This is a genomic window from Arcanobacterium canis, from assembly GCF_029625435.1.
In the GTDB taxonomy this organism is placed as follows: domain Bacteria; phylum Actinomycetota; class Actinomycetes; order Actinomycetales; family Actinomycetaceae; genus Arcanobacterium; species Arcanobacterium canis.
Window position 1 is genome coordinate 165172 of record NZ_CP121208.1, and the last position, 15607, is coordinate 180778.

General features: G+C 55.0%; 16 protein-coding genes and 1 tRNA gene. 10 read left to right on the forward strand and 7 right to left on the reverse strand.

Going from position 1 to position 15607, the window contains the following annotated elements:
* Positions 1–190: 190 nt before the first annotated feature.
* The 3 genes from P7079_RS00700 to P7079_RS00710 form a co-directional block, all read right to left on the reverse strand.
* Positions 191–267: transfer RNA gene (locus tag P7079_RS00700), tRNA-Pro, on the reverse strand.
* Between the two features lie 83 nt (positions 268–350).
* Positions 351–1304, reverse strand: coding sequence for a metallophosphoesterase (locus P7079_RS00705; protein ID WP_278012930.1), 954 nt, complete (start codon positions 1302–1304; stop codon positions 351–353).
* Between the two features lie 3 nt (positions 1305–1307).
* The gene (locus tag P7079_RS00710) at positions 1308–3707 is read right to left on the reverse strand and encodes a transglycosylase domain-containing protein (RefSeq protein ID WP_278012931.1); all 2400 of its coding nucleotides are present in this window, start codon (positions 3705–3707) and stop codon (positions 1308–1310) included.
* A gap of 202 nt (positions 3708–3909) precedes the next feature.
* Between P7079_RS00710 and P7079_RS00715 the strand changes: the two genes are divergently transcribed.
* Both P7079_RS00715 and sp36 read left to right on the forward strand, forming a co-directional pair.
* A complete protein-coding gene (locus P7079_RS00715) occupies positions 3910–4245 on the forward strand; it encodes a WhiB family transcriptional regulator (RefSeq protein ID WP_278012932.1) in 336 nt (111 codons plus the stop codon).
* A gap of 23 nt (positions 4246–4268) precedes the next feature.
* Positions 4269–4424: a Sp36 family protein gene (gene sp36, locus P7079_RS00720; protein WP_278012933.1), complete on the forward strand. Its 156-nt coding sequence runs from the start codon at positions 4269–4271 to the stop codon at positions 4422–4424.
* A gap of 132 nt (positions 4425–4556) precedes the next feature.
* Here the strand turns inward: sp36 and P7079_RS00725 are convergent, their stop codons facing one another.
* On the reverse strand, positions 4557–5234 hold the full coding sequence (locus P7079_RS00725) for a Crp/Fnr family transcriptional regulator (protein WP_278012934.1): 678 nt from the start codon (positions 5232–5234) through the stop codon (positions 4557–4559).
* Between the two features lie 180 nt (positions 5235–5414).
* Here P7079_RS00725 and nth point away from each other — a divergent pair, with 180 nt between their 5' ends.
* Positions 5415–6089, forward strand: a complete 675-nt coding sequence (nth, locus tag P7079_RS00730; RefSeq protein ID WP_278012935.1) for an endonuclease III — start codon at positions 5415–5417, stop codon at positions 6087–6089.
* A gap of 50 nt (positions 6090–6139) precedes the next feature.
* Here the strand turns inward: nth and P7079_RS00735 are convergent, their stop codons facing one another.
* Together P7079_RS00735 and P7079_RS00740 are read right to left on the reverse strand one after the other, a co-directional pair.
* Positions 6140–7054 carry an alpha/beta fold hydrolase gene (locus P7079_RS00735; RefSeq protein ID WP_278012936.1) on the reverse strand — a complete coding sequence of 305 codons (915 nt, stop codon included), beginning with the start codon at positions 7052–7054 and terminating at the stop codon, positions 6140–6142.
* Between the two features lies 1 nt (position 7055).
* Entirely contained in the window at positions 7056–8075 is a 1020-nt protein-coding gene (locus P7079_RS00740; protein ID WP_278012937.1) for a hypothetical protein, read from the reverse strand.
* 184 nt (positions 8076–8259) lie between these two features.
* On the opposite strand from P7079_RS00740, the gene P7079_RS00745 reads away from it, so the two are divergent.
* The 7 genes from P7079_RS00745 (at position 8260) to P7079_RS00775 (ending at position 13168) form a co-directional block, all read left to right on the forward strand.
* Positions 8260–9216: a CpaE-like family protein gene (locus P7079_RS00745; protein ID WP_278012938.1), complete on the forward strand. Its 957-nt coding sequence runs from the start codon at positions 8260–8262 to the stop codon at positions 9214–9216.
* A 2-nt stretch (positions 9217–9218) separates the two neighbouring features.
* Positions 9219–10421: a TadA family conjugal transfer-associated ATPase gene (locus tag P7079_RS00750; RefSeq protein WP_278012939.1), complete on the forward strand. Its 1203-nt coding sequence runs from the start codon at positions 9219–9221 to the stop codon at positions 10419–10421.
* Between the two features lie 161 nt (positions 10422–10582).
* Entirely contained in the window at positions 10583–11257 is a 675-nt protein-coding gene (locus tag P7079_RS00755) for a type II secretion system F family protein (protein ID WP_278012940.1), read from the forward strand.
* Positions 11254–11838 carry a hypothetical protein gene (locus tag P7079_RS00760; RefSeq protein WP_278012941.1) on the forward strand — a complete coding sequence of 195 codons (585 nt, stop codon included), beginning with the start codon at positions 11254–11256 and terminating at the stop codon, positions 11836–11838. Before P7079_RS00755 ends, P7079_RS00760 begins: the two co-directional genes overlap by 4 nt.
* 210 nt (positions 11839–12048) lie before the next feature.
* Positions 12049–12237, forward strand: a complete 189-nt coding sequence (locus tag P7079_RS00765) for a DUF4244 domain-containing protein (protein ID WP_278012942.1) — start codon at positions 12049–12051, stop codon at positions 12235–12237.
* A gap of 141 nt (positions 12238–12378) precedes the next feature.
* Entirely contained in the window at positions 12379–12828 is a 450-nt protein-coding gene (locus P7079_RS00770; protein WP_278012943.1) for a TadE/TadG family type IV pilus assembly protein, read from the forward strand.
* Between the two features lies 1 nt (position 12829).
* Entirely contained in the window at positions 12830–13168 is a 339-nt protein-coding gene (locus P7079_RS00775; RefSeq protein ID WP_278012944.1) for a hypothetical protein, read from the forward strand.
* A gap of 37 nt (positions 13169–13205) precedes the next feature.
* Here the strand turns inward: P7079_RS00775 and P7079_RS00780 are convergent, their stop codons facing one another.
* Positions 13206–15605, reverse strand: coding sequence for a DEAD/DEAH box helicase (locus P7079_RS00780; protein WP_278012945.1), 2400 nt, complete (start codon positions 15603–15605; stop codon positions 13206–13208).
* Positions 15606–15607: the final 2 nt, after the last annotated feature.

The window sequence follows — 15607 nt, forward strand, 5'->3', positions numbered from 1 at the left end:
TTGTTACATGCGATGATATCTCAAGTCTACAGGGGGAGTGTGGCTGACAATAATAGCGTGGCTGTCATTTCCTTGATGCGGGGCAGCGGGCCATGCGGCTATAAAGTGAGAGCTTGGACTAATGTCCTAAAGCGTCGTTGAAGAAAAGAAAAATCCCGGTATCCGTTTTCGCTGAAATACCGGGAATATTTGGTCGGGGTGGCGGGATTTGAACCCACGGCCTCTTCGTCCCGAACGAAGCGCGCTACCAAGCTGCGCCACACCCCGTTGCTGTTGCAACTCGTTTATTTTAGCCGACTCGTCAACAAAATACCAAACGCAAAATTGAGTGGCGCAGAACACTCGCATTCTTATCTGTAGATATCGAGCACAATCGCTTCGGGTGCAGTAAAAAGCCGCAGTGGCACATACGGAGATGTGCCGATCCCCGCCGACAGCGAGACTGCGGTGGCGCCTGACGGCAAGCGCATGTCGCCGTCGGCGGTAAGGATCCTGCCGCTCGGTGGCCACTGGAAAAGTCCGTGTGCGAAGGGGGTCGGCAGATCGCAGTTTGTTACTAATGCTCGCCCACCGGGAAGTGATACCTGGCCACCATGCGTATGGCCTGAGAAGATGATCTGAGCTTGGGTTGCGTGCATCTCATCAAGCACCGAGATGTATGGAGCATGTGTTACGCCGATGCGAAGCACGCCGTCGGGGCGCGTGTCAAGGTGTGGCATTCGGTCGCGTCCCATATGCGGGTCATCGACGCCGAATAGTTCTAGATCGTGTCCGGCCACTGTTGTTGTAGCCGTCGTGTTCGTCAGATCGAACCATCCGCGATCGGTCAGCCCGCTGCGTAACCGCTGTGAATCAAGTATTGCTCGATTTTCATGGCCGTCGCTGCTCGAATCTCGTATCAAGTACGAGAAAGGATTTTTCGGCCGTGAACCGTAGTAATCGTTTGATCCGAAAACGAAAGCGCCGGGAAGATCAAGCAGCGGATCGAGGGCATCGAGAACCGCCTCAATTCCCGCATTCTCGCCCACGAAATCGCCCGTAGTAATCACGAAATCTGGGTTTTCGTGGCGCAACGCTCGCAAAAAATCTGCTCGGGATTTATCGGCCGCGACGAGGTGCATATCAGACAGATGGAGAATTCGTAGGGGAGGAATGCCATCTTGTGATGTCACATGCGCTGCGACGTCGGGAATATCGAGGCGCCTGTGCCGCACGACGTAGCGGTGTGCGTGGGCATACGCAAACAAACTGACGGTCGCGCCGGCTGTTACTGCGGCACTGACCGCGGCCGCCAAAAACTTCATCACTTAGTTCCTGTTGTCTTGGGAAGAATTGGGTGCGTTGGGAGCAGGCTTTTCACGCGGAGGATTTTGGCGTGGGGCTGGATTCTTGGGAGCATCCTTCTTCGCCGTGTCCTTCTTCTTTGACGTTTGAGACGGTGTGGTGTCAGAGGCCGCATTGTCCGATGCGGATGGTGTATCCCCCGGAGCCACGCGGCGCAGAGTCCTTGACTGTGGCGCATAGGACGAATCCGATCCACGCGAGAGTTCGGGTAAGTCTGACGGAGTTGTGAAGTCAACAATCGGCATTCCGTCGAGTGCCGCGTCGTTGTACATCTTGAAGGCACGCGCAGGATAGAGGCCACCGAATACTTCAGAGTGGAAGACTCCGTTAATCCGAGTGTTGAACATGGATACGAGGCCTTCCATGTGGCCCTGCCATACAGCAGTGGCAAGCTGAGGGGTGTAACCGATAAACCATGCAGCGTAGTCGTTATTTGCGGTACCCGTCTTACCAGCGGCTGGACGTCCATTTTTGAGGACAGCTTCTTCGCCGGTGTATCCCGGTGCCACAACGGACTTCAACACGTAGGTAGCTTTTTGCGCCACTTCTTTGTCGAGGACTTGACGGCACTGCGGATCTTGCTTGCCGATGACATTGCCTTTCGTGTCCTTAATTTCGGTGAAAGCGATAGGCTTGCAGGCCTTTCCTTCGGCCGCGAGGGTAGCCATCGCGGTTGCTTGTGCCAGTGGTGTCACGGCATTTGAGCCCAGGAGCATTGACGGGTTCAAATCGAGAGGAAGGATTTCACCATTCTTGACCAGGTCACCACGCTGGTTGCGAGTGAACTGAGAGGATTTAGAATCTTCACGCGCAATCTCGCCGCGCTTGAGACCCATTGCAGTGACCGTATCGCTTAAAGCACACAAGTTTTCTTTATTGCCCATGGCAACGGAACCAGCATTGATTGAGCGGCGAATGATGTCTTTGACCGTCAGCTGGCCGCGTGCATACCCCAGGCCGTCAAGATTCTGAGGCGTATATTCGTCGGCGTATCCGGGAGCACAGGGAATATTCCATGAATCGCGAGAGAAGGTTCGCTGGGTTGAATTGACGTAGTCAAAAGGAGAGCGCCCATCCTTGAGCCACTGCACGAGAGTGTAGGCCTTGAAGGTTGACCCACCGAGGTAGCCAATTCCGCCTCCCATATCCTCTCCGACATTGAGATTGAGCTTTGTCTGATCAGGATCTTCATCAGTGGGATTGCCATAGCGCGTGTTTTGCGCCATGGCCACGATCTTGCCGGTCCCTGGTTCGACGGAGGTCATTGCCATTTCGATTGAGGAAGGGTCATCGATCGGGGTTTGTGTGATTAGTGCGGTGTGGGCTGCATCTTGTTTCTTCAGATCCAAAGTAGTCCGAACCTGAAGACCACCGCGGTAGAGAGCGGCAAGGCGCTCGTCGCGAGTCTTGCCCAAAATCGGTGATTCGAGAAGTTGCTTTGTGACGAGTTCGCAGAAGTACGCGTTGTCGCCAGCGGCTGCACAACCGTTAACGGGCGACGTCACGTGGAGCATGTCTTTTATCGGCGTATCGATTGCTGCCCGCATGTCCTTTTCGGAAATCATGCCGAGCTGCTTCATCTTGGCGAGGACCGTATCGCGTCGTTTCTTTGCCAGGTCAGGATTCTTGACAGGATTCCATTTTCCTGGCGACTGGGTAATGCCAGCGAGCATGGCAGCTTGGGGAAGTGTGACGTCTTTGGCATGTTTTCCGTAGAAATATTGGGACGCTGCCTCGACGCCCCACTGTGAGGGGCCAAACTGTGCCACGTTGAGATAGCCAGTGAGAATTTCATCTTTGCTGAGTTTATTTTCAACGGCGACGGCGTAGCGGGCCTCATTGAGCTTACGGCTCAAGGAACGTTCGGTTGCTGCTTGGATCTGGTTGGTGTCGCCAGAAATTCGTCCTTCTTCCAACAGGGTGTTCTTCACGAACTGCTGAGTAATCGTGGAGCCACCTGCGATTGAATTTCCGGAGGCATTGTTAATGATTGCGCCGACGACGCCCTTCACATCCAGTCCGTGATGCTGATAGAAACGCTGATCTTCGATTGCTACTGCGGCATTTTTAATCAATGGTGAGATCTGGCTGGAATCGACAATGATGCGATTCTCAGAGTAAAACGAGGCAATCTTTTTGCCGTCCGCAGAGTACAGCGTGGACTGTTCTGACGGATGAGAAAAGTCGATCTTCGAGGGAAGAGTTTCGAATGTGCTCGTCACAGCGTTTGCGGCGGTGCCTGTGGCAGCGGTAAAAGGAATCGCAGTTGCTGCGAGCAAGGATCCTCCCACTGTGCATAGCAGAAGGAAAGCCACGATCGCGGCAAAAATCGATTGTCCACTCAGATTGCGGTTTTCAGCCATAAACCTAGGATACTGTGTTTATGTGCATTCGCGAGAGGGTGTCGTCCATCTCGCGTCTTACTGCAGTGTCAAATACCGTCAAAGGTTCATAGCGTACCACTCTTGTGAAGCTCCGGTGTGCTATTAGCACAATGAGGCGTTAATATGAATAAGTCACAGAAAATGTGGCCACTCAAAAGGCAATGACGCCAGAGGAGTTTGTATGTCTCTTGCTTACGCAGAAACTTCGTGGACCGCTGCAGCAGCCTGCGCGGGCCTAGACCCAGATGCCCTTTTCGTGCGCGGCGCGGCACAGCGTGACCTGCGTCAATTATGTGCGCGGTGCCCGGTTCGGCTGACATGTTTGGCTGAGGCGCTCGATTCCGAGGCGAATTTTGGAGTATGGGGCGGAATGACCGAGCGCGAACGGCGCGTGCTCTTGCGTCGATACGCAGATGTTGAAAGCTGGTCATCCACTCTGGCTGAATCTGATGATTTTGTGATTTCAGAAATTCGCGAGGGTCGGATCCCTCGCTTAACGGAGATTCGCTCTGCGTGATCGCCTCAGGTTAGTCTTGAGTCATGACTATTTGGGAGTATGCGACGATTCCGTTGCTCATTCATAATACGAAAGCAATTCTTGACACTTGGGGCAGTGAGGGCTGGGAGCTTGTCACTGTCTTACCTGGGCCGAACGAGACATCTTTGGTTGCCTATTTGAAGCGACCCAAGGAGTAAACACCTTGCCGACGCCGGTCATGGGCGTCCGTTCAAGTGGCGTCAGTGTGGGACACGGTGTGTGGTTTCACATTGGTGAGGGAGGGAAACCCCATGGGGTTTCCCTCCCTCACCAATGATTTCAGTGAAAAATCAGTGTGCACGGCGCTGAAGGCGACCGATCTGCATCAGCAAAACAGCGCGACCTTCGAGACGGATCCAGCCACGGGAAGTGAAATCGGCAAGCGACTTGTTCACTGTTTCACGTGAAGCTCCGACTAAGTGCGCGAGCTCTTCCTGGGTGAGATCGTGCGCAACAAAAATGCCTTCAGGCGTGCGCTCACCGAAGCGCTCTGCCAGATCAAGGAGCGCCTTGGCAACGCGACCGGGAACATCAGAGAACACGAGATCTGCCATTTGAGCATTTGTGGTACGCAGACGCTTGGCCAGCTCTTTGAGCATTGCCTTCGCCATTGCTGGATGATCCTCGATGTAGGTCATCATGTCCTTGTGGGACAGGGACAGCAGGTGCGTCGGAGCAATCGAGGTAACGGTGGAAGAACGGTTACCCAGATCGAACAGCGTCAGTTCGCCGATGATCTCCCCCGGCCCCAAAACAGCAATGAGGTTTTCGCGCCCGTCGTCGGCGGTGTGCGAGAGCTTCACTTTACCTTCGATCACAACGTACAACCGGTCGCCGTCGTCGCCTTCGTGGAAGAGCGATTCGCCGCGCTTGAGGCTGGTCTCCGACATGAGTGCAGCGAGCGCCACGCGATCTTCTTCGGTAAGCTCCTTGAAGAGCTCGACGTTCGCAAGAACGCTGGAATCCATGAGCATTCCTTTCTGGTCAAATTCCCCACCCCGCGCACGAACCGGACGTGTCACCCGGTGTGTGAGAGGTCATACTGATCTAATCATGTCACGGATTGCACAAATTTTCGACCTCGTTCAACGTCGGAGAAAACTTGTCACGTTAGACTGGAATGCGACAAGACAAGGAGGCCAAACCTGATGGTGAAGAAAGAGAAGTTTCCTCCGCGCCCACGCGCATATGCTGCGCGTCAGGAGAAAGCACAGGCAATCACTGATCGCCTCGCTGAAATTTATCCTCATTCGCGGTGTGCTCTTGATTTCACCAATGGATTCGAACTTTTGGTTGCGACGGTTCTTTCTGCCCAGACTACGGATGCGCGAGTCAACTCTGTCACGCCGTCACTTTTTTCTGCCTACCCGGACCCGTATGTCATGGCCGAAGCGCGCCGAGAAGACCTTGAAGAAATTCTCCATCCGTTGGGGTTTTTCCGGGCCAAGGCGCGTTCACTGCACGGTCTATCTATCGGGCTTATTGAGAAGTTCGACGGCGACATCCCCGGTACGCTTGACGAACTCGTGACGTTACCCGGCGTCGGTAGAAAAACTGCGAACGTTGTCCTAGGGAACTGGTTCGGAAAGCCGGGAATCACGGTCGATACGCATGTCGGGCGACTTTCTCGTCGCTGGGGATGGACGCGTCAGACAGATCCTGTCAAGGCCGAAATGGAAATCGCGAAACTTCTTCCACCTGAAATTTGGACGATTACCTGTCACCGCACAATCGATCACGGCCGTGCCATCTGTCATTCGCGAAAACCGGAATGTCACCGCTGTCCATTGGCAGATCTTTGTCCGTCTTTTCCCTTGGATTAACGGTGAATTGCGCTTTCCTAGAAGGATAGCGCCGACGCTGTTGTGCTGTGTTATGGGCGCAAGTCGTTCAAGAACCCCAGGAGAACTTCGGTAAAACGCGTCGGCTGTTCTTCGGGAACAAAATGGCCCGCGTAAGGAATCTGGACTTTTGTGTACGAACCGTGAGCGAAATCGCCGTCTCTGGCCCAGGCTCGTGGGGGAAGTAGCGGATCTAGTTCGCCGCGAATTGCCAGGACGGGGGAGGACACGGGGGTTCGTGACACAGATAAATACTCGCGTCCGCGTGCTCGTAACTGCCCTGCCCAGCTCCAACGAAATCGTTCGAGGGCGAGTCCCGCAGCTCCAGGAAGAGCCATTGCGGCAGCGTAGTTGTGCGATTCTGCGGACGCGCCCGTATTACCCGGCGCGCTCCATTCGACGAGTAAATCTTCTACTCGTTGCGAGTTCGCTAAGTATCTCTTTCCCGTGACGGGCAAGATGGTGGACAATGAATGTCGCCAGGTTTTGAAGGTCACATGGAAGCCAATTCGCTGGAGAGTGCGCGGATGAGGCGATGACACCGTGACCAGGCCTTTAATGAGGTCGGGAGCGAGAGCTGTTGCTGTCCACGCGTGTCCGCCTCCCCGTCCATGGCCGACGAGGACGGCACGCTCGTATCCGAGTGTGCGAACCAGAGCGACGAGGTCCTCGGCAAGAGTTAGGGAATCGACCACTCCGGGCGTCTTATCGGAGCCGCCAACGCCACGAATATCGATTGCCGCAACGTTGAAACCGGCGTCGGCGAGCGGCGCGAGTTGGTGGCGCCAGGCCCACCAATATTGTGGAAACCCGTGTACCAACAGGACAAGTGGCAATTCCTTGGAAAATTCGCCCATATGTACCAGGTGGAACTGGGCGCCGTTAGCTTGAACGAATTTGTGTTCCCACGGGCCGGGGAGAGTGATGCAGGATGTATCGGCAGGCAAACTATTCTCCGACGAAGTCCATCTGAGTCGGCCCAGCCTGATGTGATCGGGTACGGTGAACCACGATTCCCGTGATCATCACAGTGAAACCACATAGAGCGAGGTGACCATTGACCGAAGAGTTGGTCAAGTGATACACCACGTTGCCAGTGAAGGCGTTGTAGGTGCCGAACGGATCGGCAATGGTATCGGTGAGCTGCTTCGCTAGCGACGGCATACACACGCCAACTGTCCCCGCGATTGCAACAAGAGTGCCCCAGAAAATAGCGCCAAGTGCCGACCGACGGATGTTCATCCACATCAATGCAAGGGTGGCAAAGGCTCCGACCAATTCAGCCAGGCCTAGAGTGTTTAGGGTAGCTGCATCGCTTAATGCACTGGTCTGGAGGCGCACTGCCGAATCTTCAAGGAGATACCAGGCGATGGGTAGGAGAAGGAGGACGACGGCAAAGGAGCCGATGTGTGCCCATCCGCGGCTTTTCTTGGGCTCAAGTGAGGAAGGGGACAGCGCTGTTGTTTCAGAGTCAGCATCCGCCACGACGGGGAGAGTTTCAGGAGCGTGTGTCCACTCATCATGGCGCGTTGGAGCAGCTTCGAATTCCGACGCAGTAGATGGAGAGGCTTCCTCACCTTCAAACTCGCGCAGAGGAGCAAATTCCATGTTGGCAGCCGAAATGACTGAAGTGCGTGTCACCGCATGGTCATTTGCTGGAATATTGGCGTCGGAGAGATTGGCTGTACGAGTGTCACCGCTGCGGTGATCTTCCGGATCGTGTTGAGTCTCGTCACGAGCGGGAAAGTCGTCGTTTGCTGCGTTATCCCAAACGTGGCGCTCAAAGTTGGAGTGAGCTGGAAATGGGGCGAGCGGCTCAGCAGGTGCCTCATCTGAAATGGGTTTTTCCGGGGCAGGATGGGAAAAATGTAAATCGCCAGCAGGGGTTTCTTCCTCAAGTGGTTCAAGGAAGGTGTCCTCTGCGGGGGTGCCCTTCGTGGAGTTATAGGGGTCGGTTGGCGTGCTCACGTGTCCTCCTGAATATCGACTCTTTCCCACGGTAACGGGGTTTTCGCCGGTTGTGGGGGATGACGCGCCCGGCGAAGTGTGCTCATGATGAAAAAGCGAGTGACAACTTCTGTGGAAAATGGAGTTATCCACAGGAGTTGTATCGGCGGTGCGCACCGGGTGGGTAACGAGCAAGAGTGCCTACATGGAGACAACATTGAATTGCGAATCGGCCGTCTATCACGGCCCAGCTGACAGAGTTTTCGATGAACTGGGGCGACTAGCCTCGCTCGTCGGAATTGAGGTGACGCGGACTTCGGGCGCTGTGGGCGTGCTGAATTTTACGTGTGAAGGTGCGAGGGACGGACATGTCCTGGCCTATTTTCACGAAATGTTTGCACCGTACTTTGCGCAGGGGCGGGTTGACCTCGATTTGCGCACCGATACCGCCGACATTCTTGAACTGATGGTGTCAGTGGGGTCAACCTTGCGCGGTCAGGTTATTGGAGTGTGCGCAAGCGCTGGTGGCGTGGGAACCACCAGTTGCGCGGCAATGATCGCGCGCGAATGTGGCGAGGGAACGGGGTTGATTGATGCAAACCCCGCCTCTGCCGGAATCGACTTGGTGCTGTCGATTCACGAGCAATCAGGGACGCGCTGGGCCGACGTCGCTCGTAGCGGCGGCTTGCTGGCTGGGCGCCTCGTCGAATCTCTTCCTGTGTGGAATGGCGTCAGAGTGCTCTCCAGCGATGAACGCGGAAGTTTTCCCACAGACGACGTGGGTGTCCGTGCGATTTCTGCAGTCGCACAGATTTGCCCCATCACCGTCGTTGATCTTGCGACAGCGGTGATGAGCGAAACTCGAGGCGTGCTCGACTGGTGCGATGCGGTGGTCATGATGATGCCGGCGTCGGAAGTCGGCCTAGCAGGGGCGAAAGTTGCGTTGGAGCGGATCGGGCACAACGCCGTGCCGGTTGTGGCGACGAGTTCCGCAGGCAGACTCGCGCACATCGCCAGTGTTCTTGAACGCCAATGTTTCGGGCTTTCCCAAATGCGAAACTTCAGCGCCGACGTTGATCATGGGCTTTCTCCAGGAAGTCGCAAACGCTCGTCAGTGGCAAAGGATGTGGCACAGATTGTTCGTTACCTTAAGGGAGAATGAGGATGAAACTTTCTCCGACGCAAATGGATGCTATTCGCCGGCGCCTTGCGGCTGGTGTGTCGATGAGTCATGCGCTGTGTGAAGTCGGTGTACGTTCCACTGATGAGTTAGCCGGCCTCGATATTGCTGTCAGGCACCAGATTGAAGGCGCTGGTGAAACTATTGGGCCTCTTCTCGAGGATCCAGCCGTCACTGATGTTGTGGTCAATGGCCCTGGCGCGCTGTGGGTGGATCGGGGAAAGGGAATGGAAAAAGTTTCGTGTACTGACCCTCAGCTCGCTAGTGAAGAGGGCGTGCGGGCGCTCGCGGTTCGGCTCGCTGCAGGATGTGGTCAACGCTTGGACGATGCCTCACCAATTGTTGACGGAACTTTTGCTTCGGGGGTGCGTTTGCACGCGTTAGTACCGCCATTGGCTGCTGAGGGAACACTGATTTCACTTCGAACCCATCGCACTCGAAAACTGACGTTAGATGAGCTAGTTGCCAACAGATCTGTTCCCGCAGGTTTTGCAGTGATTGCGCGCGCTGCTGTTGCGCAGAAGGCAAATACGATTATCTCTGGTGCAACAGGGGCAGGAAAGACAACCTTTTTGAATGCGATTCTTCAGCTCATTTCCCCTCATGAACGAATCTTGGTGATTGAAGAGTCTGCCGAACTAGCACCGGCGCATCCACATGTTGTCCACCTTCAAGTTCGTCGGGCCAATGTACAAGGGGTTGGCGAAGTGAACATGAGCGATTTAGTGCGGGCAGCGATGCGAATGCGTCCTGACCGTATTATTTTGGGCGAGTGTCGTGGCGGTGAAGTCCGTGATGTGCTCGGTGCGCTGAACACTGGCCACGAAGGGGGATGGGCCACTATTCACGCCAATTCTGCGGTGGATGTGCCATCTCGTTTGACTGCGCTCGGTGCGCTTGCCCGGATGGATGAGGCAACTGTTGCTGCTCAAGCCGTTTCTGCGCTGGACGCTGTTATTCATGTGAAACGGCAAGGGAGTCGGCGTTTCTTGGCACAAATTGCTGTTCTTGAGCGTGTGCATTCGCAGCTGGTGGCTCGGGAAGCTTTCTGTGTTGAGGCGAGCGGGAGTGGAGCGGTCGAGAGGAGAAGAGCCACCAGCGATCGAGTGATCGCCGGCCCTGGAGCAGGCAAGCTCTGCGAACGTCTGGGAATTACTGTGGCTGATGTATGCGGGGCTGGACAATGATGTGGATGTTGTGGGGAGTCCTGTTACTCGGCGTCATCTGGGTGAGTGTGCCTCCGCTTCGAGCGGCTCGGAGGAATGTTGCAGCACGCGAGACGCGATCACAGCGGCATATATTTCTTTTTCCTCGGCGAGAGCGAAAAACACACGAGCTTGATATGGGCATGATGATGACGCAAGTTGCCACCCGATTGCGTTCGGGCGCCACGATTGAACACGCGTGGGCAAGCGCTCTAGAAAGTGTCGGGTTGGGGCCGTCATCCCATTTTTCTGCGGGTGTCGATACCCGCCCTTCGCCCCGACTGCGCTGGAAACCTCACATATGGCGCGAAAAAAATCGCGGTAGCGCCGCCGTCGGGCATTCGGTATTGAGCGTGGCTCAAACTCGTGCGACAGCTGCGCTCGATAACGACGGTGTGCCGGTGGTACTGACGGAGCTGTGGAATGCCGGGTCGATTCGGCGTCGGAAGTTAGGGGTGAGCGCGATCGTTGCGGCCACATTGCCTGCGACGTTCGCTGTGTGTCGGATGGGGAACGCTACGGGCGCTCCGATGGCGGAGATTCTGGAAACCTGCGCAGACGGAATTACTGAGACAGGGGAAGCGAAGTCTGCTCGTGACGTTGCTCTTGCCGGGCCGATGACGAGCGCCCGAATGTTGGCTGCGTTGCCAATATTCGGCATCTTCCTCGCTTCCATGCTCGGCATTAGCGTCATCGAGTTTGCACAGACAACGGTCGGGAAAGTCGTACTGGGTGCAGGAATATTTTTCGAGCTTGCTGGTATTTGGATGGTCGTTCGGATGGTGAAGAGCGCGCAGGAGAAAGAGGTAGTGGAATGATATGGGTGTTGTTGGCTCTGGCAACGAGTGCCTGGTGGGTGCCGACGGGACGACGTCGGGTACGTTCGGTCCGGCCTCTCGGGGTTGTTGATCCCGGTGTTGTGCTTGATCTGGCAATTGCAGCCCTGAGTGTGGGGGTGTCTATTCCTTCATGCTTGAGGGCCGTTGATCATGCGCTTGCCTCGGGGCGCGATGGTAATGAGGAACGAAGATCTCATCGGTGGCTGCGTTCGTGGTTGTGGAAAGTAAACGCAGAACCTCGCCGTGATACGTCGCTGAGTGAAGTGGCAGGCAGACTCGTGATGGGGGCCAGTTGGTCTGAGGCGTGGGAAGGGAGCTGGGAAGGATTTCGCAGGTTACGTGATGCGCTCGAACCCGCCTGGATTGACGGTGCTGCACCTGTCCCGCTCCTTCACAGATCTGCTCAGACTTTGCGGGTGACACGGGCGCGTCGAGCCAAAGAGGCCGCTGCGAAACTGGGTAGTCAGCTTGTGTTGCCGCTTGGTCTGTGTTTTCTCCCGGCGTTTATCTGTCTCGGAGTGGTGCCGGTGGTCGTCTCTTTTGCGCAGAAGGTGATGTGAGGCCAGAGTGTTTATCCACAGTGGAGCTTGGTGTTGTTGTCATCCACAGTCCAATAATTGACGCAATTAATAGACATCAAAATGAATCAAAATATATGTGTCGCAATAAAAAGTGAGAAAAACTCATTCGGTATTGCGTCAGATACGAGAAAAATTCCTCCCTATCGGAGGTCGGAATCCCCTGACACAGGGGAAGAAAAGGACACGACAATGATGAAGAATCTCTGGGCAAAGCTCGCTGGACGCAAAGTGGAAGACGGAATGGTTTCAGCAGAATACGCAGTGGGCACAGTGGCGACGACGTCTGCGGCTGGAGTCTTGATTTGGATCTTCCAACAGGATTGGTTCAAGGAGTTGATTGCTTCACTCTTTAAGACCCTCTTCTCCTCATTTATCTGAGGGATGGGCGGGGAGAGGAACTGTGCGTCTCTCCCCGCCATTAATTCACTCGGGGAATGTTAGGGCCACGTGAAACCATTTCTGTGTGGCCCTGACAAGAAACAATCGCAATGGAGTGTGAAAGGACAAGGGGATTGAAGAATGAACTCAAGCGTTCTTATTCCGTCTGTGCTGCGCGGCGGTCTGCCAAGGATACGGCGCGTCCCTGTAAAACGGGAACGAGGTATGGTCACTGCCGAATTTGCAGTCATTGTGCCTGCAGTTATTTTAGTTGTGCTTATTCTCATCTCGTGCATCGTGGGCGCCCAAGGCGTGAGTAGAACTGATACTGCGGCGAGAGAAGTGAGTCGCGCGCTCTCGCTTGGAGCAAGTGAATCTGAGGCGATGGCAATCGCACGCCGAGTAGCAGGTGAACAAGCGCAGGTCGTGATTGGGCATTCGGGGCAGTTGCTCAGTGTCAGCGTCAGTGCGCCTGCACGTGGAGTCCTGTCATATTTTGGAACGACGTTTACGGCTAATCACCGAGTAGTTGTTGAGCCGGGAGTATATGAAATGTCATCTGGAGACAATATGCAACAAGGAGGGAAATAAAATGCCGGTGGCAATTGGCTCAATTACTGCATTAGTGACAGTTTTTGCGATTCTCTTAGGAGCGATGAACCTCAATGCTCAGGTGACCAGAATGCGTAATGCTGCCGATTTGGCAGCGATTTCAGCTGCACAGATACTCCACAATTCCGGGAGCATGAGTGCAGCGTGCGCGTGGGTCGATGAGCAGATGAAGGATTATGACACGCGATGTGTCATTGAGGGCGATGTTGTCACTGTCCAATCGCAGCTACTGTCTGGATTCTCAGGGCTGACTGGAACATTGAAAACAGAAGCGGTGGCCGGGCCAGATAGTGCTGTGCCGGATCCGGTATCACGATGATTCATGGCAACACAACGGTAGATTGGGTGACGGTCAGCTATCTCTCATTTGATGATGAAAGAGCCGAATGAGGTTGCTGTAGAGCAGTGGTCGCCAGTTCTAGAATCCTCAGTGCTCCAGCCTTTGATAAGGGTGAATTATTGTTGCCACATTTTGGTGACTGGACACATCGTGGACAGCCATCCTCACAGGGGCATGACTCCAGCGTCTGTCGGGTGGCTTCCAACCAGTCGATTCCCGCCGCGTATCCTCGCTCAGCCGCTCCGGCTCCGCCAGCCATCGCGTCGTGGACAATGACTGTGGGTTGACCAGTTGAGCCGTGAAGGGTGGTTGAAAGTCCTCCGAGGTCCCAACGATCGCATGTTGCAAAAAGGGGAAGTAATCCGATCATCGTGTGCTCTGCACCATGCAGAGCCCCAGCTAAGTCGCTGGCATCAATGCCGTATTCGCGTGTGGAACTGTCCCTCACCGTTAACCAGCATCCAGTTGTCTCAAACTGATGAAGAGGCATGTGGAGAGGAACCATTCCCAGATACATTCCGTCTTTCACTCTGCGAATGTCATAGCCTACGACTCGTTTGGTGACAACCACTTTTCCGTAATTCCACGTCACAGCACCTGCGTTCATAGTGTCCAGGGTCTGAAGGATCTCGACATGGGTTTCTTCACGAGGGTAGGTACGTAGTTCATCTTCACGGTGAAGATGAACTAAAGCGAGATCTGACTCCAGACTTTCCACCTGATACGGGACGCCTTGGTGGAGATAGATTGCCCCAGGGTGAACTGTGGATTCGGCTCGTCCTTCGTCAACGGTGCCAAGAAGGGCGCCGGATTCAGAATCGATAATGGACACAGTGGTTCCTCCGCCTCGCATATCGACGAGCGCGTGTGCCGACATACGTGTGGCAGGGTTCCAAAACCAGCCAGTAGGTCGGTGAACAAGCAGCCCTTCGTGACAAAGAGAGGTGAAAAGGGATGAATCAGGAAGCGAAAAAATTTCCGCATCTGACTCTGTCAACGGCAGCTCCGCTGCAGCTGCACACACATGAGAAGAGAGTATCCACGGGTTTGTCGGATCAAAAACATTTGTTTCAGCTGGAGTTGACGAAAGAGAATCAGGATGTGAGAGGACATACTGATCGAGCGGATTATCGCGGCCGATAAACACGGCGAGTCCATTCTTTCCCGCTCTTCCTGCCCGCCCTATCTGCTGCTGAAACGATGCATGAGTGCCTGGCCATCCTGTCACGACGACAGCATCGAGCCCGGCAACATCGATACCAAGTTCAAGGGCTGATGTTGTGGCAAGTGCGCGAAGATCTCCTGATCGTAGTTTTTTCTCGAGATCACGTCGTTCCTCGGGGAGATAACCGCCTCGATAAGCGGCAACACTTCCCTCAAGGTGGGGTGCGTGATGCGCAAGCGCCTCCTGTGCGACTTCGGCAACTCTCTCTGCTGCCGGACGTGACCGGACGAATGTCAAGACATTTGCCCCGCTTGCTACTAAGCGGGCAGTGAGTTCACCTGCTTCTGTGTTTGCGGCTCGACGTTTGACATCGGTCAACTCTCCATCACGAGACGGCACGATTATTTGGCTTTTCGCGTCCTCATCCCTCAAAGGCGCTGTCTGTAATGTGACGATCTGCCGTGTACCTTGGGGTGAACCATCGTCGGTCACGGAGATGACAGGGCCAAAAGCATCGCCAAGGAATCGCTGTGCGCTCTCAGCAGGATTGGCGCATGTTGCGGAGAGGAAAATAACTTTCGGGTCTGCTCCGTAGTGGCGAGCCAGACGCAATAGTCTGCGAACTACCAGAGCGACGTTTGAACCGAATGTTCCGCGATACGAGTGGAACTCGTCAATGATGACGAAACTGAGACCACGCCAAAGGCGTCCCCATCGCTGGGCGGAACCGAGAAGCGCGTGATTAAGGAAGTCGGGATTGGTCAAGACAATATCGGCGTAGTCGCGTGCCCAACTGCGGGTCGGAGCGTCTGCGTCGCCATCAACTGTTGCAATACCGATCTGGGGGTTCACAGAGTTCGCAAGAGCACGCAATGAGTGCTCTTGATCTGCGCTGAGCGCTTTGGTTGGAGATAAGTACAGGGCGGTGGGGTGACGTTTGAGGTGGCGAAGTGAGGAATGAGTACCGCGGCTCTCCTCAATTGCGCTCAAGGTTGGTACCCATGCTGCCAACGATTTTCCGCTTCCGGTGCCCGTTGCCAGAACCACGTGATGTCCCTCGTGAAGAAGAGTGGAAGCATGTGCCTGGTGAACCCAGGGTTGAGGAAGTTGAGCAGCGAATAACGCCTCAAGCACCGAAGGCGCAATCCATTCACCCCACTCACCAAAACGAGCGGAGCGTGCGCGAACCTGTGTGATTCCGGTGATCTGATCCGCCCCGTGTGCGCGAACGACATCAAGTAAAGTAGCCACCG